Below are 24,744 nucleotides of genomic sequence, written 5' to 3'. Positions count from 1 at the left end.
AGTGCTACGTTACTCCGAAAACAGCTGTATTTTCTACGAGTCTTTGCTTATGGATACTAACGGATGCAACACTTGGTCGGTGTTATTAGATTCTTTTTGTAAATCTCAGAGAAATACTTATGCATTTGGTCACTTTTGTAGATTCTTTAGGAGCTATGCGGAGTTCATGAAAGACGGTGGGGAAAGCTAATCGTCTCGCTTGATTCTGGCCTCCATACTGGCGATTGATTGACGGCCCATAATGCTGAGCATCATACTCGAATCACTCATTTCGGAGATTTAAAATTGAATGCAAAGTCTGAGTGACGATCTTTCATGTCGTTTTTAAATTGTTGAGCCCTCGGACTTGGTCGTTTTCTCCGAGGTAAGTCATGTGCGATGCAAGTATAATGGTATGTGACTAGCGAAGTACTTTACCCAACCATTCTGTTGATTCCTTCCCCTATTCAGGTATACTAATGGCCAAGGTCGGGGATTTCGCATTTCTCTCGTGAATTCCTGAACCCAACAGTCGGATAGCCAGTAAGTAATTCTTCTTGATTTCGTCTTACGCTATCTCATCTAGATACATTCTTGACATCGTTTACCCTTCGTATGTCACATCCCACAATTGTGCTAACTGCTAAATGATTGGTTCTGCCACATGTTTATTCAACTCCTGAACATTCTTTTTGGAAGTAAGAACGATCGAGAACTTAAGGCGTTTCAGCCGGTTATTGATAAGATTAATGAATTAGAATCGTCACTCACGCCACTTTCAGACGAAGGGCTGGCGGATCAAACCCAAACCTTCAAAAAACGATTAGAAGCCGGTGAGACCTTGGACGATATTTTGCCAGAGGCGTTCGCGGTTTGTCGTGAAATGTCCAAGCGGCGTTTAGGCATGCGGCATTTCGATGTGCAGCTTTTGGGCGGAATGGTGCTGCATCAGGGACGGATTGCGGAAATGCGAACGGGTGAAGGAAAGACGTTGGTTGCCACGCTTCCCGTCTATCTCAATGCGTTAGCTGGCAAGGGTGCCCATTTGGTGACGGTGAATGATTACTTAGCAAAACGCGATGCCCAGTGGATGGGGCCCCTCTATACAGGATTAGGTCTGACACTTGGCATTATTCAACATGATGCGTCGTTCCTCTTTGATTCTACGTATGACGCCCCTGATAAACGCTTACAATATTTACGCCCCTGTTCGAGGCCAGAAGCCTATCGTGCTGACATTACGTATGGAACCAATAACGAATATGGGTTTGACTATTTACGCGATAATCTCACGGTCACGGATTTGAGCCAGTTTTCACAGCGAAAACCGTTTTTTGCGATAGTGGACGAAGTTGACAGTATTTTGATCGATGAAGCCCGGACCCCGCTCATTATTTCCGGGCCGGCTGAAGCCAGCACCGATATGTATTACCGTATTAACAGCATCATTCCGAACTTGCAGCATGAACGAGATTATACGATCGAAGAAAAAACCAAGACGGTGACGCTGACGGATGAAGGCAATGCAAATGTGGAAAAACAGCTCGGAGTTGACAATCTCTACGACATGAAGCATTTGAGTCTTGTGCACCATGTTATTAAGGCGCTGCAGGCTCATGCGTTGTGGAAACGAGATGTGGACTACGTCGTCAAAGATGGTGAAGTCATTATTGTTGATGAATTTACCGGACGACTAATGCCTGGGCGTCGATGGAGTGACGGGTTGCATCAAGCCGTAGAAGCCAAAGAAGGGGTGAAGATTGCGAATGAAAATCAAACTCTGGCTTCTGTCACCTTCCAAAACTTTTTCCGCATGTATGAGAAATTAGCCGGGATGACTGGAACGGCAGATACTGAAGCCGCAGAATTTGCCAAGATTTATAATTTGGATGTCAATGTTATTCCCACCAATCGTCCGATGGTCCGCATCGATTATGCTGATGTGGTTTTTCGAACGGAAAAAGAAAAATTCAATGCCATTGCCGATGAAATTAAGGAATTTCATGACCGTGGTCAGCCGGTGTTGGTGGGAACCATTTCGATTGAAAAGTCAGAACGGCTTTCGACCCTGCTGAAGCACCGTGGAATTCAACATCATGTCTTGAACGCCAAGTTCCATGAAAAAGAGGCCGAAATTATTGCGTTGGCCGGCCAAAAAAGTGCCGTAACATTGGCGACGAATATGGCCGGTCGCGGAACGGATATTCTCTTGGGTGGCAGCCCTGAGGCGTTGTTCAAGCAGCAGGTCATTTATAAAGATGAAGGTTTGACGGAAGAACAACAGGCTGAGGCGTATGAAAAAATCAAGCGGCAATGTGAAGAGAACAAAGTCGAAGTATTAGCCGCGGGTGGCGTGCATATTGTTGGTACTGAACGACATGAGAGTCGGCGTATTGATAATCAGCTTCGCGGTCGAGCGGGGCGTCAGGGCGATCCTGGTTCCTCTCGGTTTTTTCTCTCCCTGGAAGATGACTTAATGCGAATTTTCGCATCCGAGCGTGTGTCAAACTTGATGCTCAAGCTGGGCATGGAAGAGGGGGTGCCGATTGAACATCGGATGGTGAGTAAGTCCATTGAAAATGCCCAAAAGAAAGTCGAAGCGCATAACTTTGAAATTAGAAAGCACCTTCTTGAATATGATGATGTGATGAATAAGCAACGTGAGATTATCTACGAACATCGCTCGATGGTGTTGGGTGCTGAAGATTTGTCTTCAGAACTTCAGGATATGATCACAGATACGATCAACTCCTTAGTCGATACCTACTGTCCAGAAGATCAATATGCCGAAGAATGGGATCTTGAAGGCTTTGTAGAACAAATTCACGGGCAATTTGGTCTTGATTTCCTTCGAATTGATGACCTCAAAGAGATGGGACGAGATGGTTTGAAAGAGGAGGTTCAGGAACACGTACACCAGGCCTATAAAGATAAAGAGTCACGGTCTGCTGAGGAGCAGGGCGTCACCTCGGAGATGTTTCGATATTTAGAAAAAATGGTCTTACTGCAAGTTATTGATCAACAATGGAAAGACCACTTGTTAGGCATGGATCAGTTGAGGGATGGTATTGGCCTTCGCGGGTATGGACAGAAAGATCCGTTGGCGGAATATAAGCGTGAAGGCTACGACATGTTTGCAGGAATGATGGCGCGGATCAAAGGAGAGGCGTTGGAACGGTTGTTTAAGGTGCAGTTGGTTCGAGGAGAGCAACCTGAACCTATTGCCGAAGTCCCAAGTGCCCCAGAGATGAGTTTTAATCGAGGCGAAGACTCCGCTCCAGCACGGAAGACGGTTGTTCGGACAGAGGAAAAAGTCGGACGCAATGATCCTTGCCCGTGCGGTAGCGGGAAAAAGTATAAAAAATGTCATGGTCAGTAATTGTGCTGCAGTGCTTTTTTTATTTGAGCGGCGTGAGGCAATGGTTAAAGAGATCACTGACGGATGAATTGAGATACGTGACGATTTCCTCCTAGATTCACCTATTGCTTCTCTTGCGATTCGACTCGTAAATTTCTTAGAACGTTGATGATAGTTCCACTATGCTGCCATTCGCTGGAAACTCATGTGTTTTGTTTACATGTTTTGCCATGTCCGACAATCGAAGGTGAAGTGAGTGAAAAAGACCACGCAATTTAAACGGATGTTGCAATCAGATCGACTGGAGTTTCTCCTCGAAGCCCATAATGGTCTAAGTGCCAAAATCGTTGAGGAGTCGGGGCATAAGGGAATTTGGGGCAGTGGCCTAGGTATTTCGGCGGCCTTAGGGGTGAGAGACAACAATGAGGCGAGTTGGACGCAAGTATTAGAGGTTGTCGAATTCATGAGTGATGCGACGACGATTCCGTTATTGTTGGATGCAGATACGGGTTATGGAAATTTTAATAATGTCTGCAGGCTTGTCCGGAAACTGGAGCAACGCAATGTGGCGGCGGTGTGCCTCGAAGATAAGTTATTCCCCAAAACCAATTCTTTTCTGGGAGAGCAACAGCCTCTGGCAGACATGGATGAGTTTTGCGGCAAGATTAAAGCGGCTAAAGACACGCAGCAGGATTCAGATTTTTGTGTGGTGGCGCGCGTCGAAGCCTTTATTGCCGGCTGGGGTCTGACTGAAACATTGAAGCGAGCTCAGGCCTATGCTCGATCTGGGGCCGATGCTGTGCTGATCCATAGCAAGTTGTCGAAGCCTGATCAAATTTTGACGTTTATGAAAGAGTGGCACGAGCCCTGTCCGGTGGTTATTGTTCCCACGATGTACTATGCCACTCCAACGAGCGTGTTTGAAGAAGCGAAGATTAGCATGGTGATTTGGGCGAATCACTTAGTCCGGGCGAGTATTTCAGCGATGCAGGATATTGCCAAAAAGATTTATACCGAACAATCACTTTTGACGGTGGAAGATGCCATTGTGCCGGTTCGAGAAGTGTTTCGTTTGCAAGATGCAGAAACCTTAAAGATTGCCGAGGAGGCATATCTTCCCAGCCGTCAAACTGAGCATGGGCGTGCCATTGTGTTGGCGGCATCTAAAGGGGCAGATTTAGGATCATTGACTGCTGATAGGCCGAAGGCCATGTTGCCTATTCAAGGAAAGCCTTTGTTACAGCGGCTTACTGACCATTTTCATACCGTTGGAATTCACGATATTCTTGTCGTGGGCGGGTATAAATCTGAAACCATTGATATTCCTGACATCAAATTAGTGATCAATGCGGAGTATGAACAGACCAAAGAACTGTCTTCCTTGTATACGGTGTTGGACGATTTAGATCGACCAGTCATTGTGTCGTACGGGGATATTCTGTTCAAAAACTATATCTTGCTCCGCTTGCTCAATGAGCCTGGAGACATCGTCGTGAGTGTGGACGCAAATCCAATACGAACCCATGTCCTCAATCGCTTTACCGATTTTGTTCGGTGTTCGCGACGGTATGACACGGATTATTTTGAGGAGTCTGTGCGATTGCTAGAGGTGAACCCTTCTCTTCCTCCAGATCAGGCCGATGGCGAATGGATTGGGATGGTGAAGTTGAGTGCCGAGGGTGCGAAACATGTTCAGGCAGCGTTAGCAGAACTTCATGGCCGAGATGATTTCCATGCCCTTCGAATGAATGACTTGTTTGAATATCTCATACGCCAAGGATCTGAGATTCGCGTGGTGTACACCAATGGACATTGGCTCGATATAGATGATCTTGAAATCTTATCGGAAGCCATGGAGTTTTGAGTCGTAAGTGTCGCCTGCGAGAATGTGTACCGACCTTCAGTTTCTCTACCTTCCTTCAATACCGACCTATACACCAAAATCTATAGCGGCATACACCATGATGTGTTACAGTAAAGGTGTCGCCTGGAGGTATACTATGAGTCGAACAAATATAGATTTGGAAGACAAGTTGGTCAAGGAGGGGATGCGCCTCTTCAAGTGCAAGTCGAAAAAAGAACTCGTTCATTTAGCGTTGCAAGAGTTGTTGAAGAAGGAAAAGAGAAAGGAAATTCTGCAGCTTCGCGGAGTAGTGAGATGGGAAGGGAATATTGACGAGACCCGCGAGTCTCGCGTGTGATTGTGGTCGACACGACCGTGTGGATCGATTTCTTTAACCGTGCCCAGACTCCCGAGGACCGTTATCTCCAACATCTCATTCGCGAATCCCACTCTCTTGCTCTGACCGATCTAATCTTTTGCGAAATTCTCCAAAGTATTCGAGATGACGCGGTCTATGCGCAGACCCGGACTATTCTCCTCTCCTATCCAATCCTCCGCATGGACAGTCTTGTGATTTTTGAACAAAGCGCGAGTATCTACCGGGCCTGTCGACGGCGAGGGCTGACGGTTCGCAAGACCGTTGATTGTCTTATCGCCGCGGTGTGTATTGCGAATGATGTCGAGTTATTCCACCGCGATAGAGATTTTACTTATATCGCGCGTGCGACGTTGCTCCAAGTACATGACATCCCAGGTGCTTGGTGAAAAATTGCGTGAAGCTTCATTGTACTCACACGAAATGATGAATGTGCGTCATGTGCCGTCAGAAAAGCTCTGTATGATGTACATGCACAGAGTGTTACCTACCACGTTCTGCCCTAATTTTTTCAGATGACAGACTATTCTGCTTACCGTACTGTCTGCCGCTCTTCTTTCTCTATTCGAGTCTTCTAACTTATCCGGAACTTTTCTCGAAAAATCGGAATCCCAGGTTGTGTCATGTGGGTGTGTCGCCGTGGCCATTCTCACGTTTGAGTTGCAGGGGTTTCGGTCTTCGCGTTTGTGATTCTCGGTGAATAATGAGTTATCGTTTCTCTCGGTGTGCCCTCATGCTCTTTGCTTGACTTGCTCATCCTTGGCCCCGTATCGTACGAGGTTATTTTCTAGCGAGTTTTCGTATGTTAGGAACATGCCTGTGTCACTCTCGAATTCAACAGAGGTCGGCCACACTGTACTTTCCCAACGAATCATTGACGAGATTGCTCGGCTCGGTCCAATAACCTTCGCGCGTTTTATGGAGTTAGTCCTCTATGATCCAGACGAAGGGTATTATATGACCAGCGGGACGCAAGCCTCTGAGGAGTCAACGCAAAATTCACGCATTGGATGGTCTGGAGATTTTTATACATCATCCGATGTTCATCCGTTGCTGGCGAAATGTTTAATAAAACAGATTCGTGAAATGGATGATTTACTGGGGCGCCCCCCTCAATTGTCGGTCGTGGAAGTGGGGCCAGGAAAAGGGCTGCTTGCACGTGATGTGTTGCGTGCCTGCATCGATGAGGATGCTGACTTATCCGCGAGGTTGACCTACGTCTTGATTGAACGAAGTCCAATGATGCAAAAAACGCAAGCGCATCATCTTGCCGAATTTGTGGAAAAAGGGTGGTCTATTGAATGGCGCACCTCATTATCAGCACTGGATCAGCACTCGGTCCATGGTGTGATTTTCTGCAATGAGTTAGTCGATGCCTTGCCCGTTCACCGCGTCCGAGTATCGGATCATAGGATTCATGAAGTCTTTGTTGATTATCAGGGAGGGGCATTGTGCGAACACATAGGGGAGCTTTCAACGTCAGACGTTCGAGACTATCTTGAATCATATACCGATGGCTTAAGTCAGAAGTGGCCAGATGGCTACAGCACAGAGGCTCATTTGGAGTCGCTGAATTGGATAGAAGAAGTCGCTCGTGTGCTCCAGCGCGGCTTTGTGCTCACGATCGACTATGGACATACGGCTTCGGATTATTACGATATGTCCCGGAAAGATGGAACCTTGTTGTGTTATCACAAGCATACCGCTTCCTCGAATCCGTTCGTTCGAGTTGGAGAACAGGACATCACGGCACATGTGAATTTTTCGGCGCTGGCGGGGAAGGGAACGCAAGTTGGGTTGTCAGTGACCGGTTTTACCAACCTGATGAATTTTCTTCTTGGACTTGGAGCTGATGAAATGCTGGCCGATGTCGATCCTGAATCAGAGGAAATGCAGTCAGCCATTCAGTTTTTGCGACCACAGAGTATGGGACAAACCTTTAAATTTTTGGTACAACACAAAGCGATTGAGTCTCCGACGTTAGCAGGTCTCAAATTTCGGCCCTTCTTTGAAGAGGCTTTGCTTGATATCGGCTCAGAACACTAAGCCGAATTCATTCTTCTTTTTACGAGATAGGAGCAACGAACGACGAGATACAAAGAAAGATGTCAGTATTGTTGATGATTGTCATGACTATGCAAACTGTGCCGACAAGATCGAAGGATTCACGAGAGGTAATGTATGGGTGGTGAAGCGGTTCCATTCAATTATATCCCTATCGTCATATTTGTGGTTATCGGGACAGCCTTTGGGTTGGTGTCACTCCTCGTCGGTATTGCCTTACGTCCCAGTCGTCCCTACCGTGCGAAATTACTTCCGTATGAAAGTGGAAGTCCGTTGTTTATGGATGCCCGCATCCAGTTTCCGATGCGTTACTATATTATTGCCATGCTGTTTGTCATCTTTGATATTGAAATTATCTTTTTGTTTCCTTGGGCTGTGGCATTCAAAGATCTTGGTTTGCTGGGGCTCATTGAAATGGGTCTCTTTATCGCCATTCTTGTAGTTGGCTTTTGGTATGTCTGGAAAAAAGGAGCATTGGACTGGGAATAAAAAATAGGCCATTAGGCCTAGCCAAAAAGGGGTGTGACCAGATAAAATAGCCCGCTAACGCGAAATCCCTAATCAGGGTGTAAACTGGTTAGGATATTAACCATAGTGAGAGTGACTGGGTGGTCGGTAGCCATGCTCGGTCGGATGGAGCTTGATGAGTTTTCTCGAACGACAGCTTGAACCGAATATCGTGACCACGCAACTCGATTATTTCATTAGCTGGGCTCGCAAGTCTGCGCTCTGGCCGATGACGTTTGGGTTAGCCTGCTGTGCCATTGAAATGATTGCGTCGGTTTCATCTCGTTATGACATTGATCGATTTGGAGCTGGAGTGTTCCGGGCCTCCCCGCGGCAATCGGATTTGATGATTGTGGCCGGCACCGTCTGTCGAAAGATGGCGCCCGTCATTCGTCGTATTTATGACCAAATGGCCGAGCCTCGTTACGTCATTTCGATGGGGTCCTGTGCGACGTCTGGTAATCATTATAACAGCTACAGTGTTGTGCAAGGTGTTGACCAGATTGTCCCCGTTGATGTCTACATCGCTGGTTGTCCTCCACGTCCGGAAGCCCTCCTAGATGGCCTGATTAAGCTACAAGAAAAAATTCAGCGAGAGAAGGTGTTCGTTAAATAGGTGGATCGCCAATTATGTCGATTGCCACCGTCTTCATGTTACGAGGGGGTTGGGATCGTACCCAGAAGTATTATGTCTGCGGTTGAATAACCATGCATGTAGTTCTTGAAACCTTACAGCAACAGTTTCCATCGATTGTGCAATCGGTGAATGAGGATGCGCAGCGTCACGAGCTGTCTGCCCAGGTCGCACGTGGTGGGTGGGGGGAAGTCGCCAGGTTTCTTCACGATAACCCCGCGATGGCGTTTGATCATATGACGGATATCTGTTCCGCGGATTACCCTGACGCTCTTGAACGGTTTGAGGTGATTTATCACTTTCTCTCGTTGCCGCATGGGATCAGAATACGTGTGAAGGTTCGGGTGCCTGAGGACGATCCGAGTCTTGCGACGATCAGTGATATCTGGGCTGGGGCAAATTTTTTGGAACGAGAAGTCTATGATCTCATGGGGATTCATTTTTCCGGACATCCCGATCTTCGCCGGATTTTGATGCCCGAGGATTATGATGAGGGTTTCCCTTTGCGAAAGGATTTTCCAGCTGAAGGCAGAGGGTGGCGAAGTCAAATGGACTTTATTCCCAGGTTGGACGAACCTGAGACGGTCTGGTCGGAAGAGGAGATTCCGTCTGATCAGCGTCATCAATTCATGGCAGGGGATTCGCCGGAAGATTCTAAGCGGACGACCGAGATGTTATTGAACATGGGTCCTCAGCATCCAAGTACGCATGGTGTCCTGCGAGTCGTGTTAGAACTCGATGGTGAGCGTGTCACAAAGGCCGTACCGGATCTTGGGTATTTGCACCGTGGGGTGGAAAAACTCGCTGAGGGGCTTCATTACATGCAGATCCTCCCTCACACTGATCGGTTGGACTATGTTTGTGCCATGACCAATAATTACGCGTACGTTCGTGCCGTGGAAAAATTAGTGGGCATCACGATTCCAGAGCGAGCAGAATACGTTCGGACGATCGTAGCGGAAATGCAGAGAATTATCGGTCATTTGTTTTGGCTGGGAACTCAGGCCCTGGATATCGGGGCGATGACGGTGTTCTTTTTCACGTTCCGAGAGCGTGAAGTCTTACTGGATATGTTTGAGAAGTTATGTGGAGCTCGCCTGACGTTGAATTATTTCCGTTTTGGCGGAGTCGATAGCGACCTCACACCGGAAATTCTTGCAGAACTCAAAGAATTTTTGAAAACCTTTTCTGCGCACATTGATGAATACGATACGCTCTTGAGGTCAAATCGAATCTGGGTAGCCCGAACGAAGGGCGTTGCTGTGATTTCAGCTGAAGATGCCATTAATTTTGGTTTGACTGGTCCTAGTCTTCGCGGGTCGGGCGTGGCCTATGATATCCGAAAGTTAGAACCCTATGGCGTCTACGATCGAGTTGACTGGGAAGTGCCGGTCGGGAAAGATGGCGATACCTATGATCGGTACTGGATTCGCGTTGAAGAAATGCGACAAAGTGCGCGCATTATCGAGCAATGTTTGGAACAGCTTCCGGAAGGGCCGATTATTGCTGAAAATTCAAAAGTGATCCCGCCTCCTAAACCTGATGTCATGCGGGATATGCAAAGTCTGATTCATCATTTTATTATCTTTACGCAGGGGTTTAAGCCACCGAAAGGTGAAACCTATTGTGCAACCGAGGTGCCGAAGGGTGAACTGGGATTTTTCCTCATTAGTGATGGAAGTCCAAGGCCGTATCGTATGAAAATCCGGTCGCCTTCGTTTGTGCATATGGGAGCATTTGATCATATGGCACGTGGATACCTGATTTCAGATATTATTACAATTTTTGGGACATATGACATTGTGATGGGGGAGTGTGATCGATAGGAAAATGCTATGCAAAATGTAAATAGCAAAGTGCAAAATTACTGTGAAGTTCGGAGCACATTTCTTCAATTTTACATTTTCAACTTTTCATTGATTTGACCATGATTTTTGACAAACTTAAAAACGAAGTCGATGATCTTTTATCGCGCTACCCGGTGAAGCGTTCGGCATTGTTACCGTTGTTGTATATCGCGCAGCGTGAAGAGGGGTATGTGAGTGAGCCGTCCATGAAAGAAATTGCCAAGCTCTTAGATCTGACCCCTTCTCAGGTATATGAAACGGTGACGTTTTATTCGATGTACAACCTCAAGCCGATTGGAAAGTTTCATATACAGGTTTGCCGGTCTTTGATGTGTGCGTTAGTGGGTTCTGATAATGTCGTAGAATGGATTCATAAAAAAGTCGGCATCGCTCCTGGACAAACTTCGTCAGATAAAAATTTTACGCTGAGTGTCGTAGAATGCTTAGGGTCATGTGGCACGGGTCCCATGATGCAGGTGAACGATGATTATTATGAACGTTTGACTGAGGAAAAGGTTGGACAAGTTCTTGATGAGTTGAAGCAGAAGGGGGCTTCTTCGAAGAAGAGTGGTCCGTTTATGTTTCCAGAAATGGCAAAGTGAAAAATCAAAGTGCAAAATTTAAAATGAAAATGTCATGAGGATGTCCTGTCTTTAGTTATGAACATTTCCCCTCTTACATTTTGGCCTTATGTCTTAATAGGCGGAGCCTGATACGTATGGCGCAATACGAAAAAATTCTGTTCAAAAATATGGAGCAACCGGGATATGCCGGCTCTTTAAAGGAGTATGAGCAATATGGTGGGTACCAAGCCTTGCGAAAAGTGTTTGGTGGAGTGGCCCCTGACGACATTATCGAAACCGTCAAACAGTCCGGTCTTCGGGGACGCGGTGGCGCCGGTTTTCCGACAGGCGTGAAATGGAGTTTTATTCCGAAAGACCATCCCGGACCAAAGTTCTTATGTTGTAATGCTGATGAAAGTGAACCCGGGACCTTTAAAGATCGCCAGCTCATGGAGCGTGATCCGCACCAAGTGCTAGAAGGCATGGCCATTACGTGTTATACGATTGGCGCAGAGACGGCCTACATCTATATTCGGGGTGAATTTTGGCTCGGGGCTCAGATCTTGGAGCGCGCGATTGAAGAAGCGAAGCAAGAGGGCTATCTTGGTGGCGATGTATTGGGTACTGGAAAGATTGTCAATATCTATGTCCATCGAGGCGCGGGTGCATATATTTGTGGAGAGGAAACGGCTTTGCTTGAATCCTTGGAAGGGAAACGTGGAAAGCCACGATTCAAGCCACCTTTTCCAGCGACACATGGCCTCTATCAAAAACCAACGGTCGTGAATAATGTCGAAACTCTGGCGAATATTCCTCACATCTTGAATCGCGGAGCTGAGTGGTTTGCAGCGATCGGTGAACCGCCTAAGGGTTCAGGAACCAGAATTTTCTGTCTGAGCGGGCACATCAAACGTCCCGGCAATTATGAAGTGCCCATGGGCGTGACGTTTCGTGAAATGATTTATGAGATCGGTGGAGGGATGCGTTCGGACACACCGCTCAAAGCGTTTATACCTGGTGGTGCATCAGCACCATTTCTGACTCCAGAACACTTAGACGTGAAAATGGATTTTGAGTCGGTGGCCAAGGCTGGATCGATGCTCGGGTCTGGGGGGATAACGGTGATGGAGGAAGGGACCAGTATGGTGTGGGCGGCCCTTCGTTTAATGGAGTTTTTCTATCACGAGTCCTGTGGGAAATGTACGCCATGTCGAGAGGGGAGTTCCTGGCTTGTGCAAACCATGCAACGGATTTGGCGTCGAGAAGGTCGGATGTCTGATCTCGACCTCTTGCTGGATCTTTGCAAAAGCATCGAAGGACGGACGGTCTGTGCGTTTGGAGAAGCTGAAGTCTCTCCCATTGTGAGCACAATGCGGCATTGGCGATCGGAGTATGAGGAATTGATTCGAGAAGCCGAGGCGTCTCGCCCAAATAGGAAACAGGAAATTCCAGTGTTGAGTCAAGTGTAGGGCATGTGATGAGTGAACAAACCGCAACTGACATGGTGACGGTCACGATTGATGACCACACAACCACAGTGCCGAAAGGCACACTGGTCATTGAAGCCGCACGCCAAGTTGGCGTGATGATTCCCCACTTTTGCTATCACCCGAAACTTACGCCTGATGCCAATTGTCGAATGTGTTTGGTTGAAATCGAGAAAATGCCGAGGCTTCAAACGTCCTGTAGCACTCCAGTGTCAGACGGCATGGTTGTTCGTTCATCGGCTTCTTCAACGGTGACGCAGGCGAGAAAATCGGTCCTCGACTTTATCCTGGCGAATCATCCCCTTGATTGTCCGGTCTGCGATCAAGGCGGGCGCTGTGACTTGCAAGATTTTTCTCACGAATATACAGCATCAGGGACAAAGTTTGTCGAACTCAAACGGGTGTTTCAGAAAGAGTACTTTAGTCCAGTTATTGAGACGCAAATGAATCGATGTGTGCAGTGCCTGCGTTGTGTGCGGTATTGCGATCAAGTTATGGATGTGCGGGCGTTGGCTCCTGCAGGTCGAGGGACTATGACGAAAATTCAGTCCTTTGGCGTGCATGAACTTGATTGCGAGTTTTGTGGGGGCTGTGTCCAAATTTGTCCGGTTGGAGCTATCACCAGTCGTCTCTCGATGTATGAGTTTCGGCCTTGGATGCTGAAACGAACGGAATCCATCTGTGGCTATTGCGGGGATGGTTGTCAGATGACGTTTCAGGCGAAGAATGACGACCTCATTGAAGTCAATTCAACCCACGGTGCAGGGAGAAATAACGGGGATCTCTGCTCTCGCGGATATTTCGGTTATCATGCCAACGTTCACGAAGATCGTTTAAAGGCGCCGCTCGTGCGTCGTGATGGGGTGTTCGTTGAAGTCACGTGGGAAGAGGCGCTGGAGGTCGTCGCTGAACAGTTGATGCGCATAAAAACTGAGAGCGGTCCTGACTCCATAGGTGGGCTGATCGCATCGCGCTGTACGAATGAAGATCTGTATCTGTTTCAAAAATTCATGCGGGTGGTGATCGGCACGAATAACCTGGATAGTAGTGCGCGCTTTGGACATGTGAATGGTATTCATGCGCTTCGGCAGGTTCAAGGGACCCATAGCTGGACAGTCAGTTATGAAGATATTCTTGCTGCCAATGCCGTGCTCCTGGTTGGAACCAACATCACTGAGACCAATCCCATTACAGCGCTCAAGGTCAAAGAAGCGGTTAAGCGACGTGGGACAGATTTAATCACCCTGGAAGCCTTACGGCCGACTATCGGGACCATCAGTAATATTACCTTGTTGTCGACGCATCATTTACCTGTTTCGCCAGATCAGTTTGGTGCAGGAGTGATTGGTCTGCTCAAGGCAGTGATTGAAGCAGAATTGGTTGATGCCGACCTGTCAGCGAAGGCCAAGGATTATGTTCTGAATATTAAGGAACGTGTTGGTGCGATTTCCTGGAGTGATATTGAGGCTCAAACAGGTCTTATGTCTTCCGGATTCAATGATGCGGCGACGGCGTTTTCTAAGGCTGAACGTGCGGTGGTTCTTGTTGGCCAGGGTGTTCTCCGAAGTCAGGGTGGGTTTGGCATAACGTTAAACCTCTTAGACTTGCTCGTCTTGACGGGAAAGTTGAGTCGACCAGGGTGCGGACTCGGTCCGCTGGCTGAAGAAAATAATGATCAAGGGTCGGTCGAGATGGGAGCCATTGCTGAATGGCTGCCAGGCGCTCTTGATGTGGCATCGGAAGATGCTCGGCAAACTTTTGAAACTACGTGGGGGTGTGCTCTGCCAGCGAACGCGGGCTTGTCGCTTATGGATATGCTGGATGGAGCCAAAAGCGGACAGCTGAAAGCGATGATGGTGATTGGGGAAAATCCTGTTGCCTCACTTCCTCCAACAATCGGCGTAAAAGATGCCTTGGAAAATCTTGAGTTCCTTATGTGTCAAGAATTGTTTTTGACGGAAACGGCCAAACTGGCGGATGTCGTGTTGCCAGCTTGTTCTTATGCTGAAAAAGATGGCACGTTTACCAATACTGAGGGACACACCCAAGCGGTCAGAAAGGCGATCGATCCACTGGGCGACAGTCGTCCGGATTGGGAAATTCTTTCCGCACTCTCTGCCCTAATGGACAATCCTTTAGAGTATGAAGGTGTAAAAGCCGTTGGCAAGGAAATGCGGAATGTGATTCCTGGAACCCGAACGTTGGGTCCCTCGCCGTCACCTCCCGAACCCAGCTCTGAGACCATGGCGCACTACCTTCAAGAGGGGTATCGCAAATCTCTCGCAACGCGTTATCAGCTTTCAGACAGGATCGATAAGGCGACGTTTGTCCTCAACGTTGGGCAGTCACTTTTTCATTCAGGAAAGTTTTCGACTCGCGCAAAAGGCCTACTCCGAATTCAAGACCAAGGAATCTTGAACATGAATCCTGAGGATGCGGAGCGATTGGGAATTGAATGTGGATCTCGTGTTCGTGTCTCGAATGCCCAAGGTCAAGTCGATACCACCGTAAAATTGCTTGATCGTTTGCCAACGGGAGTGCTGTTTTTCCCCGAGCATTTTGATGAAGACATTCGGACGCTCTTGTCCGTGTCCGTGGATGGCGAGACGAAGGTGCCATATTATAAATGTACGTCGGTGATTGTGGAGAAGGTCTCCTGAGCTCTGTGGTGGGTCATGCAACGGTTGAGGTGTTGCATCGTTATTCTTTCTTAATCTTGGAGTAACCTCGTGTTTGATTTCGGCATAAAATTCGCGCTTACGGTGACCCAAATTGCTGCTGTTATGGGTATTGTCTTACTGACCGTTGCCATCCTGACTCTTTTGGAACGGAAGGTGTTGAGTTGGATGCAGGATCGTATGGGGCCAATGGAAGTCGGACCGTATGGAATTTTACAGCCGGTAGCTGATGGGCTGAAGCTGTTCTTTAAAGAAGACATTATCCCTGCAGGAGCCAATCGGATGATGTTTATGATGGCTCCGGTGCTGTCTTTAGTGCCCGCGTTGATCGGCTTTGCCGTTATTCCGTTCGGACCCAATTGGACTGTTGACTTCTTTGGAGTTGAATTTCAACCTTTCGCAATTAGCGACATCAATATCGGTATCTTGTATATCCTGGCGTTTACGTCGATTGGGGCCTATGGAATTATTTTGGGTGGGTGGTCGTCGAATAGTAAGTATTCATTATTGGGTGGATTGCGGTCGGCGGCTCAGCTCATTAGTTATGAGCTGAATGTTGGTCTCTCGATTGTTGGCGTCTTGTTGCTCACCGGGTCACTCAGCATGGTGGAAATTACCGAAGCTCAAGCTGGCGGGTTCTGGAATTGGTTCTTTTTTGCGTTGCCGTTTCCGCAAGCCATTGCCTTCGTCGTGTTCATTATTTCAGCTGTTGCGGAAACCAATCGAGTCCCGTTTGATTTGCCTGAAGCAGAAAGTGAATTGGTCGCCGGTTTCTTTACCGAATACAGCGGAATGCGTTTCGCTTTCTTCTTCCTGGCTGAATACGCGAATATGATTTTGGTGTCCTGTGTAGCCTCTGTCTTATTTTTCGGTGGATGGCAGGCACCGTTGCCGATTCTTCAAGGGTCGGGGTCGATGGTCTGGATAACCGGAATTTTTTGGTTCACGTTAAAAGTCTATGCCTTTTTGTTTTTCTTCTTTTGGATTCGTGCCACGTTACCACGATTGCGTTATGACCAATTGATGCGGTTTGGGTGGAAAGTCTTATTGCCAATTGCGATTGGGAATATTGTCGTTACGTCCATCTTTGCCTATATCTTTCCGGGTTCGTAATCGAGAAGTGGGTGAAATATGAAAATTAAAGAATGGATTAAGACGCTCACGTTCTATGAACTCTTGTTAGGTATGAAGACGACGATGTCTCATCTTCTCCGATACAAGCCCATTACCATTCAATATCCTCATGAGAAAAAGCCTCTTCCCGAAAACTATCGAGGGATGCTGGCTCTTTTGAAATATGATGATGAAACGGAAAAATGTGTTGGGTGTGACTTATGTGAAGCCGCCTGCCCTTCTCGAGTGATTCGAGTGGTGAGTGCCGAAGTACCTGGCGAGCCGACGAAACGCTACTCTAAAGAATATTATATGGATATGACACGGTGTCTATTTTGTGGACTCTGTGTGCAAGCCTGCCCTGTCGATGCATTGGGTATGACACGTGAATTCGAATGGGCCGTGTACGATAAGCGGAATCTCCACTTGGATAAGCAACAGTTATTAGCGATCGGGGATCGAGCCTTCCCAGTGCGTGAAAAACGCATCGAATTTCAGCATCCCAATGTTGCCCACTTCAATGTGGCATTCCAAAGTCTTCCTCAAAAGGAGAGCTAAAGACTCCTTGCTGCCGGCGTGATGCGCTATGGGCAGGACTTTGCCGAATTGGCAAATGACGATGTATTTGCGTACAGAGGATCGAGTTTGAGTGATGTATGTGTTCGTGTTGTATCAACGACACGCGGGAAGCTAGAAACTGTTTGGGTTTAATTAGAGTATGGAAAGTCTCATATTTTTTTACTTCGCGAGTATTATCGTCGTCACGGCGACGCTCGTGGTTGCACTTCGGAATCCAATTTATAGCGTCTTATCGCTTCTGGTGATGTTTTTTCATGTGGCCGGGCTCTATGTCACACTTCATGCGGAGTTCTTGGCAGCCATTCAAATTATTGTGTATGCCGGAGCCATTCTTGTCTTGTATCTTTTTGTCGTGATGTTACTCAATGTGAAACGAGAATTGCGTTTGCATCGACAATCGTTTGTCGCATTATTTTTAGGGGTGACGCTATTGACTGAGGCGGTCTTGTTGGTGTTGCAGAGCAAAGGGCCCGTCTTTCCAGCTCCTGCTGCAGTCGAATCTGCCGGGGCTGTGACGGGAAATACCGAATCGATTGGACAGGTCTTATTTTCAACCTATCTGTTCCCGTTTGAAGTGGCCTCATTAATTTTGCTTGTGGCGATGGTCGGGGCTGTCATTCTCTCTAAAAAAGGTCTGTTAGATCAAAAATCCTGATGGCTGTTCCTATTAGCTATTACGTCATGTTAAGTGGGTTGATCTTTCTGATCGGCTTGGTCGGCGTCCTCACACGCCGAAATATTATTATTATTTTGTTATCGATTGAGTTGATGCTCAATGCGACAAATATTAATTTTGTGGCCTTTTCTGCATATCTCGGGAATTTATCCGGTCAAGTTTTTGTGTTTTTTGCGTTAACCGTCGCGGCAGCTGAAGTTGCGGTTGGATTAGCGATCATTATTGCTTTATACCGTCATACTCCGAGTATTAATGTTGATGACTTCCGGTTGTTGAAGTGGTAAGTCAATGCTCTACGTCTTAATTCCTCTCCTCCCACTTTTGGCGTTTGTCAGTATTGGACTTTTTGGCCAATATTTTAAAGGCCGAAGTCACTTGATTGCTGTTCCGGCTGTGCTGCTGTCCTTCGTATTTTCCGTTGTGGCTTTCTCTGAAGTGGCCAACGGGAATATCCTGCACATTCCGCTCTATACCTGGGCCACATCAGGAGATCTGCGTATTGAGTTGGGGCTTTATCTCGATCAGTTGACCGCGGTCATGTTGCTCTTGGTCACGATTGTCAGTTCTCTCGTCCATATCTACACGATTGGCTATATGAACGGGGAACCAGCCTACGATCGATTCTTTAGCAATATTGCGCTTTTCACCTTTTCGATGTTGATGCTCGTGATGTCGGATAATTTCCTGCAGCTGTTTGTATTTTGGGAGGCTGTCGGGTTGTGTTCCTATCTGTTGATTGGTCATTGGTACGAACGACAGTCTGCGAGAGCCGCCGCGACAAAGGCGTTTGTTGTGAACCGTGTAGGTGATTTTGGGTTTTTACTGGGAATTTTATTGGTCTTCGTCATGTTTGGAAGTTTGGCCTACCTGCCGGTATTTGATGCGGCCCCGAAGATGGTGAATGCCACAGTGAATCTGTTGGGTTCTGTTGGAGGTAGTTGGGACGTCTCGGCCTTGACGTTGATTTGTCTGTTGCTCTTTGTCGGAGCCATTGGGAAGTCAGCGCAGGTTCCTCTTCATGTTTGGCTGCCGGATGCGATGGAAGGGCCGACGCCTATCTCTGCTTTGATCCATGCCGCGACCATGGTCACGGCTGGCGTATTTATGGTGGCACGATTGTCGCCACTGTATAACTTGTCGCCAGTGGCGATGAATGTCGTAGCTATGGTGGGTGGATTGACGATGGTAGTCGGCGCAACGATTGCTCTGACGCAAACCGATATCAAACGGGTGGTCGCCTATTCGACGATGAGCCAACTCGGGTACATGATCATGGCATGTGGTCTCGGTGGCTATGTTGAAGGTATTTATCATTTGCTGACGCATGGCGCGTTTAAGGCGCTGCTTTTTTTAGGTTGTGGTTCCGTGATCATCGCGTTGCATCATGAACAAGATATGCGGCGAATGGGTGGGTTGAAAGATAAGTTGCCTATTACGTATTGGACGTTTGTCATTGGATCATTAGCCTTAGCCGGATTCCCATTGACTTCCGGATTTTTCAGTAAGGACGAACTGTTGTTGGTCGCCTGGATGTCTGGCGATTTGGGGAAGATCCTAACGGTGTTAGGGTTACTGACGGCCCTGATGACGGCATTTTATAGCTTTCGATTAGTGTTTGTGACCTTTTGGGGAGAGTCGAGAGTTGATCCTCATCATGCCGATCATATCCATGAACCATCCAAGACCATGACCTATCCGCTCTTGGTTCTTGCGGTGTTAAGCCTCGTGGCTGGTTATATTGGCATTCCTGAATTTCTGCAACCGGCATTTCCTGGAAGTGGGGGTGCCCACCATGGCACGGCAGCCGCGGGCATCATGATTGTCGCCACACTCCTTGGCCTCACGGGAATCGCTGCTGCGTATTTTGTCTATGTTCAATCGCCGGGGTTACCGGAACGGATGGCAACCCGATGGCAAGCCCTTTACCAATTTTCTCTGAATAAGTGGTATGTCGATGAGGCCTACGATAAGTCTATTGTGAATCCGACGTTTCAAGCCGCAGATCAAATGTGGAAACGTGTTGATGTGGCGGTCATTGATGGCGCGGTGAATGGAATCGCACGTGGCGTGGCATGGATTGGTTGGGTGACTCGATTACTTCAAAGTGGGGAGGCGCAAAATTATGCGCTGGCCATGACTGTTGGTGCGGTAACAATCTTAGGAGTCTATTTGTTCTACTAACAGACAATGCAACATGAAAACTGTCAATTGAAAAATGCGATGGTGTCGCAAAGAAAATCCGTTACTTTCACTATGACATTTCTCTTACGCTATGACTGATATGGTGATGCCAGCAGGTGGATTTCCTTGGCTGACGTTGGTGATTTTTTTGCCTATCATCGGAGTCGGAGCCATTCTTCTTGCGAAAGAGTCCTCCGCGAGACAGGTTGCACTCGCCTCCTCAGGCTTCGTGTTTCTTGCGTCGTTACCACTCTGGATATTATTCGATAACACCAATGCCGGGATGCAGTTTGTCGAACGGCATTTTTGGATTGCCTCACCACCCATCAATTATTCTGTGGGAATTGATGGGATCAGCATGCCCCTTGTGCTTCTTACGACCTTCCTGACTCCACTGTGTATCCTTGTCTCATGGACGGCGATTGAAACACGGGTTCGTGAGTTTATGATCAGTTTGCTGGTTATGGAAACGGCGACAATTGGAGTTTTTTGCGCGTTGGATTTTGTGCTGTTTTATGTGTTTTGGGAAACCATGCTCATTCCCATGTACCTGTTGATTGGTGTGTGGGGTGGCCCGAATCGTGTGTATGCGGCCATTAAGTTTTTCCTCTATACCTTGGCCGGGAGTATTCTTCTTCTCGTGGCGATTTTGGTGTTGTTTTTCCAAGGCGGTCAGACCTTCGATATTTTGTCGTTGAGCCAGGCTGAATATGCGCCAAGTCTTCAGGCGTTACTCTTTTGGGCTTTTTTTGCCGCGTTTGCCGTGAAAGTGCCGATGTTCCCATTTCATACGTGGTTGCCGGATGCGCATGTTGAAGCTCCGACGGCCGGCAGTATTATTTTGGCGAGTGTGTTGCTCAAGATGGGGACCTATGGGTTTCTTCGTTTTTCGTTGCCTATGCTGCCTGATGCCACCGAACTTTTTACGCCTGCGATGATGACGTTGTCTGTGATCGCGATCATCTATGGGGCGTATATGGCGCTCGCGCAGTCTGATCTGAAGAAACTTATTGCCTATTCCAGTGTGAGCCATATGGGGTTTGTGACGCTTGGGATTTTTGCATTCAATGCGCAGGGTATTGAAGGCGCCATTTTACAGATGGTGAATCATGGGATTACGACAGGTGCCCTCTTTATGTGTGTCGGAATCATTTATGAACGAACCCATAGTCGACAAATTTCTGATAATGCTGGACTTGCTACGCCGATGCCGCAATACGCCACATTTCTTGTAATCTTTGCGCTTTCGTCTGTTGGGCTTCCTGGGATGAATAGTTTTGTTGGTGAATTCCTTGTGCTTATTGGCGCATTTGTGTGGAGTAAATTTGCCGCGACGCTTGCCTCACTCGGCATCATTTTAGCGGCGGCCTATATTCTTTATATGCTGCAGCGAGTGGTGTATGGCACGCCATCTGAACAGATGGCTCCCAAGCTTAGAGATCTCAACTTTCGTGAATTTGGCATGATGGTGCCCTTGGTGATCTTGGTGTTCTGGATTGGACTGTATCCCAAGCCATTCCTCGACGTCATGCATGCTAGCGTTGATCGTCTGGTTCAACGGCAGGCTCAAGTGATGACAGTTGATCGGCCTGTCCATGATTTACAGGACCTGTCATTCATTTCAAATTCTCGCTCACAATCATTCACCTCAGGGAGTCACACGCCATGACCCCTTCACTGGTTGATCTCGGAGCGATATTGCCGGAACTCCTGATTGTTGGAGCCGCGTGCTTGTTGCTCGTCCTCGATCCTATTACCCCTTCGTCGAAAAAAGATCTCTTGGCTTGGATGAGTCTTGGGGCTCTCGTTGCCTGCTTTGTCGTTACGATTGGCGATTTGAATCATCGTGTCTTGGCGTTTAGCGATTTGGTCATTATTGATCCGTATGCCGCTTTCTGGAAATTGCTGCTCTATGTCATCAGTGGGCTGACGATTCTTCTCTCGATGACGTATTTAAAAGAAGAAAAAATTGATCTTGCCGAGTATTATGGATTCATCCTGTTGTCGCTTGCCGGGATGATGATCATGGTGTCGGGTGCTGACCTGTTGACGATCTATTTGGGAATCGAACTCATGTCGATCGCGCTGTATATCATGGCCGGGTTCAAACGATTCGAAGCGAAATCTATTGAATCATCGGCGAAGTATTTTATTCTTGGATCGTTCTCATCGGGCATTCTTTTGTATGGTATCTCTCTTCTGTATGGAGTTGCCGGGAGTACGAAACTGACGGACATTTCCCAGGCGGTCAATAGTCGAGGGTTCGATGATCCGCTAGTTTTGATGGCGACCATGCTGCTGATTGTCGGATTTGGATTTAAGGTTTCCGCCGTTCCCTTTCATATGTGGACTCCTGATGTGTATCAAGGGGCTCCGACATCCGTGACGGCCTTTATGGCCGTAGCATCCAAGGCCGCCAGTTTTGCCGCGTTTCTCCGAGTCCTGCTCGAAGGGTTTGGTGGGGTGAAACCGAATTGGCAAGGTCTCATATTAGTCATCTGTTTAATCACAATTGTGCTTGGTAATCTCGTTGCGATTGTCCAGACCAATCTGAAGCGTATGCTCGCGTATTCCAGCATTGCGCATGCCGGGTATGCTTTAATTGGCATTGTGGTGGCAGGATCCGTAGTCAATGGCGATCCCATTGCTTCTCGTGGGGTTTCCAGTGTGATGCTCTATTTAGCAATTTATTCGTTTATGACCATGGGGGCATTTGCGATGATTGGGATTTTGAGGCGGGGGGGGTTGGAAGGCGAAGAGCTTAATGACTTTACCGGTCTCTCAAAGCGTCATAAAGGCGCTGCATTTCTCATGATGGTTTTCATGGTCTCCCTTGCCGGTATTCCACCAACGGCTGGGTTCATGGGGAAATTCTATCTCTTTATGGCTGCGGTAAATGCTGGTATGGCTTGGTTGGCGATTATTGGATTGATCTTCGCGACTATTTCTGCTTTCTATTATTTACGCGTGGTGATGGTAATGTATATGCGGGAACCTTCAGCCACTCAAGAGCACGATACCCGTCTCGCATTTTCTCCTACCACATCCGTTGTCTTGGCCTGCGCGCTTGCAGGGGTGGTTTTCTTGGGAGTATTCCCAGGACCTCTGGTCTCTGTGACCACGTCGGCCGTGATTTCATTTCCCTAACGTTCTTGGCGCGGCGTTCTTTCTGTCTGATTACCTGAAGGGCGCCATGTTGTCTTAATTTTCTGCTACTATCATTTCTTCATCAATATTTCTGATCTGTAAGGCTCGGCCGCTATTATCGGTGTAGGCTTTGAGCCAGTCGCCCACATGCGCTGGCCGATCAATCATCGTTTCTTGATCAACCGGGAGGCGTATGGTATCTCCAGCATTGTTTGTCAGGAGGTAGGCCGCACCTTCAATTTTGGTGACTTGTCCGGTGACGGTTAGAGAAGGGGGCCAGGATTCAATGCCATTTTGTAGTTTTTGTTGTTCTGCTAATGCTCCGACAACGATGCCTTGGCCGAGACTCTCTTGGTCTGAATGAACTGTCGAGCGAGTCGTCGAACATCCCAATGTGAGAGTGTTTGCCAGCATACAAAATACACCGAGTCTGTAGAACACTGTCATAATCTATCCCTCCGTGGTCTGAAATTGAAGTGAGATGCAATGATATGTGAAGACACGTGTGTTTTGGAGATAGACAGCCGTTCAAAAATTTTTCAACGTTACATTGCGTCTATAGGCTACGCTAATCGACACGTCCAGGTGCGACAAGTTTAAACATGGAATACCTAATTGGTATTCCGAGGTTGACGCAAGGATTGTCGAGAGGGGCAGATACTGGAACGTGTTTTGTTTCTTTCTATTATGGCAGACAATTTGTCTTACGGGTAGGCCGTCTAGAAGTCTGACGTCTTGGTTAAGAGTATGGAGGAATCGTATGTTGGTATAGCCAAAAGCTCTACATTAAAAGGACGTTTTGTGTCAAATGGCTCGTTGAGTAGCTGACTGGCCTCGTCGTGTTGAAAGATGATGGCGAGTTGTTTTGGGGTTTGTCCAGTTGTGTCTTGTTTGGTAGGGTCGGCTCCGTGTTTGAGTAAAACTTGGATGACATCTAGACGACCGAGTTGAGCCGCGCAATGTAAAGGAGTCATTCCTAAAGCATTTTGTGCTTCAATATGTGCTCCATGTTGGAGCAGAAAATTGACCATCTGACTATGTCCCTCTTGCGCTGAAAGATGCAGTGGGGTCCATCCGTTACGGTATTGTGCGTGAATATTAGCTTGGTATGTTAAGAGTATTCTCGCGATATTGAGATGATTCTGTTGAGCGGCTATATGGAGAGGAGTAAACTCGTTTTTTTGACTGTTGAGCATAGCTCCCTGTTCAAGAAGGAATTTGGTCAGATCTTCGTGCCCCTCTTGTACTGCGAGATGTAATGGGGTCCAAGTGTGTTGATACCGTGCCTGGGGATCTGCGCCATTCTCAAGGAGCAGTTTGGTGATAGGAAGACTGCCTTGTTGGGCGGCAAAGTGTAAGGGGGTAGCACCTTGAGTCGTTTGAGTATTGACGTGCGCTCCTTTTGTAATAAGTGCGCGAACGGTTTCAACGTCCCCTGTTTTCACAAATGGGTGGAGTGTTTCAGAATGGTCGAAAGAAAGAGAACGTATGAGTGTGAGTATGAGAGCTGATGCTACGAAGAGGATGCGGTAGTAGACTTTCGGGATTTCTGGTATCCGTGGTTTTTCGTTCATGAAGTTTTCTTTTACAACAAGAATGAGTTGTCTGTTGGTTATTGGCCCGGGCCCGCGGTTTTAATCAATTGTGCTCTATCAGAGCATTCAACCAGATAAGACGAGTCTGTAAGCAATTCCCCAAAAGAGGGGTTATTA

At 47.6% G+C, this 24,744-nt stretch carries 20 protein-coding genes; 18 read left to right on the top strand and 2 right to left on the bottom strand.

Annotated features, from left to right (window positions below; all coding sequences use genetic code 11):
• Positions 1–643 precede the first annotated feature (643 nt).
• The 18 genes from secA to ACWQXP_RS11840 all read left to right on the top strand — a co-directional run bounded on the left by secA (position 644) and on the right by ACWQXP_RS11840 (position 23,032).
• Positions 644–3,358, top strand: a complete 2,715-nt coding sequence (secA, locus tag ACWQXP_RS11925; protein WP_454063096.1) for a preprotein translocase subunit SecA — start codon at positions 644–646, stop codon at positions 3,356–3,358.
• Between the two features lie 262 nt (positions 3,359–3,620).
• The gene (gene aepX, locus ACWQXP_RS11920) at positions 3,621–5,201 is read left to right on the top strand and encodes a phosphoenolpyruvate mutase (protein ID WP_454063493.1); all 1,581 of its coding nucleotides are present in this window, start codon (positions 3,621–3,623) and stop codon (positions 5,199–5,201) included.
• Positions 5,202–5,337: 136 nt separating this feature from the next.
• Positions 5,338–5,538, top strand: coding sequence for a type II toxin-antitoxin system VapB family antitoxin (locus ACWQXP_RS11915; RefSeq protein ID WP_454063095.1), 201 nt, complete (start codon positions 5,338–5,340; stop codon positions 5,536–5,538).
• Positions 5,535–5,945, top strand: a complete 411-nt coding sequence (gene vapC / locus ACWQXP_RS11910) for a type II toxin-antitoxin system VapC family toxin (protein ID WP_454063094.1) — start codon at positions 5,535–5,537, stop codon at positions 5,943–5,945. The genes ACWQXP_RS11915 and vapC overlap by 4 nt, the downstream gene beginning before the upstream one ends.
• Before the next feature lie 430 nt (positions 5,946–6,375).
• Positions 6,376–7,602, top strand: coding sequence for a class I SAM-dependent methyltransferase (locus tag ACWQXP_RS11905; protein ID WP_454063093.1), 1,227 nt, complete (start codon positions 6,376–6,378; stop codon positions 7,600–7,602).
• A gap of 135 nt (positions 7,603–7,737) precedes the next feature.
• Positions 7,738–8,109 (top strand): NADH-quinone oxidoreductase subunit A, encoded by a 372-nt coding sequence (locus ACWQXP_RS11900; RefSeq protein ID WP_454063092.1) that lies wholly within the window; start codon positions 7,738–7,740, stop codon positions 8,107–8,109.
• Positions 8,110–8,263: 154 nt separating this feature from the next.
• Positions 8,264–8,743, top strand: a complete 480-nt coding sequence (locus ACWQXP_RS11895; protein WP_447968869.1) for an NADH-quinone oxidoreductase subunit B — start codon at positions 8,264–8,266, stop codon at positions 8,741–8,743.
• A 92-nt stretch (positions 8,744–8,835) separates the two neighbouring features.
• Positions 8,836–10,587, top strand: a complete 1,752-nt coding sequence (gene nuoD / locus ACWQXP_RS11890; RefSeq protein WP_454063091.1) for an NADH dehydrogenase (quinone) subunit D — start codon at positions 8,836–8,838, stop codon at positions 10,585–10,587.
• Positions 10,588–10,688: 101 nt separating this feature from the next.
• Positions 10,689–11,210 carry an NADH-quinone oxidoreductase subunit NuoE gene (gene nuoE / locus ACWQXP_RS11885; RefSeq protein ID WP_454063090.1) on the top strand — a complete coding sequence of 174 codons (522 nt, stop codon included), beginning with the start codon at positions 10,689–10,691 and terminating at the stop codon, positions 11,208–11,210.
• A gap of 116 nt (positions 11,211–11,326) precedes the next feature.
• A complete protein-coding gene (gene nuoF, locus ACWQXP_RS11880; protein ID WP_454063089.1) occupies positions 11,327–12,640 on the top strand; it encodes an NADH-quinone oxidoreductase subunit NuoF in 1,314 nt (437 codons plus the stop codon).
• An 8-nt stretch (positions 12,641–12,648) separates the two neighbouring features.
• On the top strand, positions 12,649–15,318 hold the full coding sequence (gene nuoG / locus ACWQXP_RS11875; protein WP_454063088.1) for an NADH-quinone oxidoreductase subunit NuoG: 2,670 nt from the start codon (positions 12,649–12,651) through the stop codon (positions 15,316–15,318).
• 69 nt (positions 15,319–15,387) lie between these two features.
• Positions 15,388–16,449 (top strand): NADH-quinone oxidoreductase subunit NuoH, encoded by a 1,062-nt coding sequence (gene nuoH, locus ACWQXP_RS11870; protein ID WP_454063087.1) that lies wholly within the window; start codon positions 15,388–15,390, stop codon positions 16,447–16,449.
• Positions 16,450–16,467: 18 nt separating this feature from the next.
• On the top strand, positions 16,468–17,007 hold the full coding sequence (gene nuoI / locus ACWQXP_RS11865) for an NADH-quinone oxidoreductase subunit NuoI (RefSeq protein WP_454063086.1): 540 nt from the start codon (positions 16,468–16,470) through the stop codon (positions 17,005–17,007).
• A gap of 160 nt (positions 17,008–17,167) precedes the next feature.
• A complete protein-coding gene (locus tag ACWQXP_RS11860) occupies positions 17,168–17,683 on the top strand; it encodes an NADH-quinone oxidoreductase subunit J family protein (RefSeq protein ID WP_454063085.1) in 516 nt (171 codons plus the stop codon).
• Entirely contained in the window at positions 17,683–17,988 is a 306-nt protein-coding gene (gene nuoK / locus ACWQXP_RS11855) for an NADH-quinone oxidoreductase subunit NuoK (protein ID WP_454063084.1), read from the top strand. Before ACWQXP_RS11860 ends, nuoK begins: the two co-directional genes overlap by 1 nt.
• Positions 17,989–17,992: 4 nt before the next feature.
• Positions 17,993–19,885, top strand: a complete 1,893-nt coding sequence (gene nuoL, locus ACWQXP_RS11850) for an NADH-quinone oxidoreductase subunit L (RefSeq protein WP_454063083.1) — start codon at positions 17,993–17,995, stop codon at positions 19,883–19,885.
• A 106-nt stretch (positions 19,886–19,991) separates the two neighbouring features.
• Positions 19,992–21,554, top strand: a complete 1,563-nt coding sequence (locus tag ACWQXP_RS11845; RefSeq protein WP_454063492.1) for an NADH-quinone oxidoreductase subunit M — start codon at positions 19,992–19,994, stop codon at positions 21,552–21,554.
• Positions 21,551–23,032, top strand: coding sequence for an NADH-quinone oxidoreductase subunit N (locus tag ACWQXP_RS11840; RefSeq protein ID WP_454063082.1), 1,482 nt, complete (start codon positions 21,551–21,553; stop codon positions 23,030–23,032). Before ACWQXP_RS11845 ends, ACWQXP_RS11840 begins: the two co-directional genes overlap by 4 nt.
• Before the next feature lie 54 nt (positions 23,033–23,086).
• Here ACWQXP_RS11840 and ACWQXP_RS11835 read toward each other — a convergent pair whose 3' ends face one another.
• Positions 23,087–23,479, bottom strand: a complete 393-nt coding sequence (locus ACWQXP_RS11835; protein WP_454063081.1) for a hypothetical protein — start codon at positions 23,477–23,479, stop codon at positions 23,087–23,089.
• Positions 23,480–23,751: 272 nt separating this feature from the next.
• A complete protein-coding gene (locus ACWQXP_RS11830) occupies positions 23,752–24,606 on the bottom strand; it encodes an ankyrin repeat domain-containing protein (protein WP_454063080.1) in 855 nt (284 codons plus the stop codon).
• Positions 24,607–24,744 lie beyond the last annotated feature (138 nt).

Source organism: Candidatus Nitrospira salsa, from assembly GCF_965152625.1.
The sequence above is the reverse complement of the archived record's forward strand: the minus strand, read 5'-3'. Positions and strand labels throughout refer to the sequence as shown.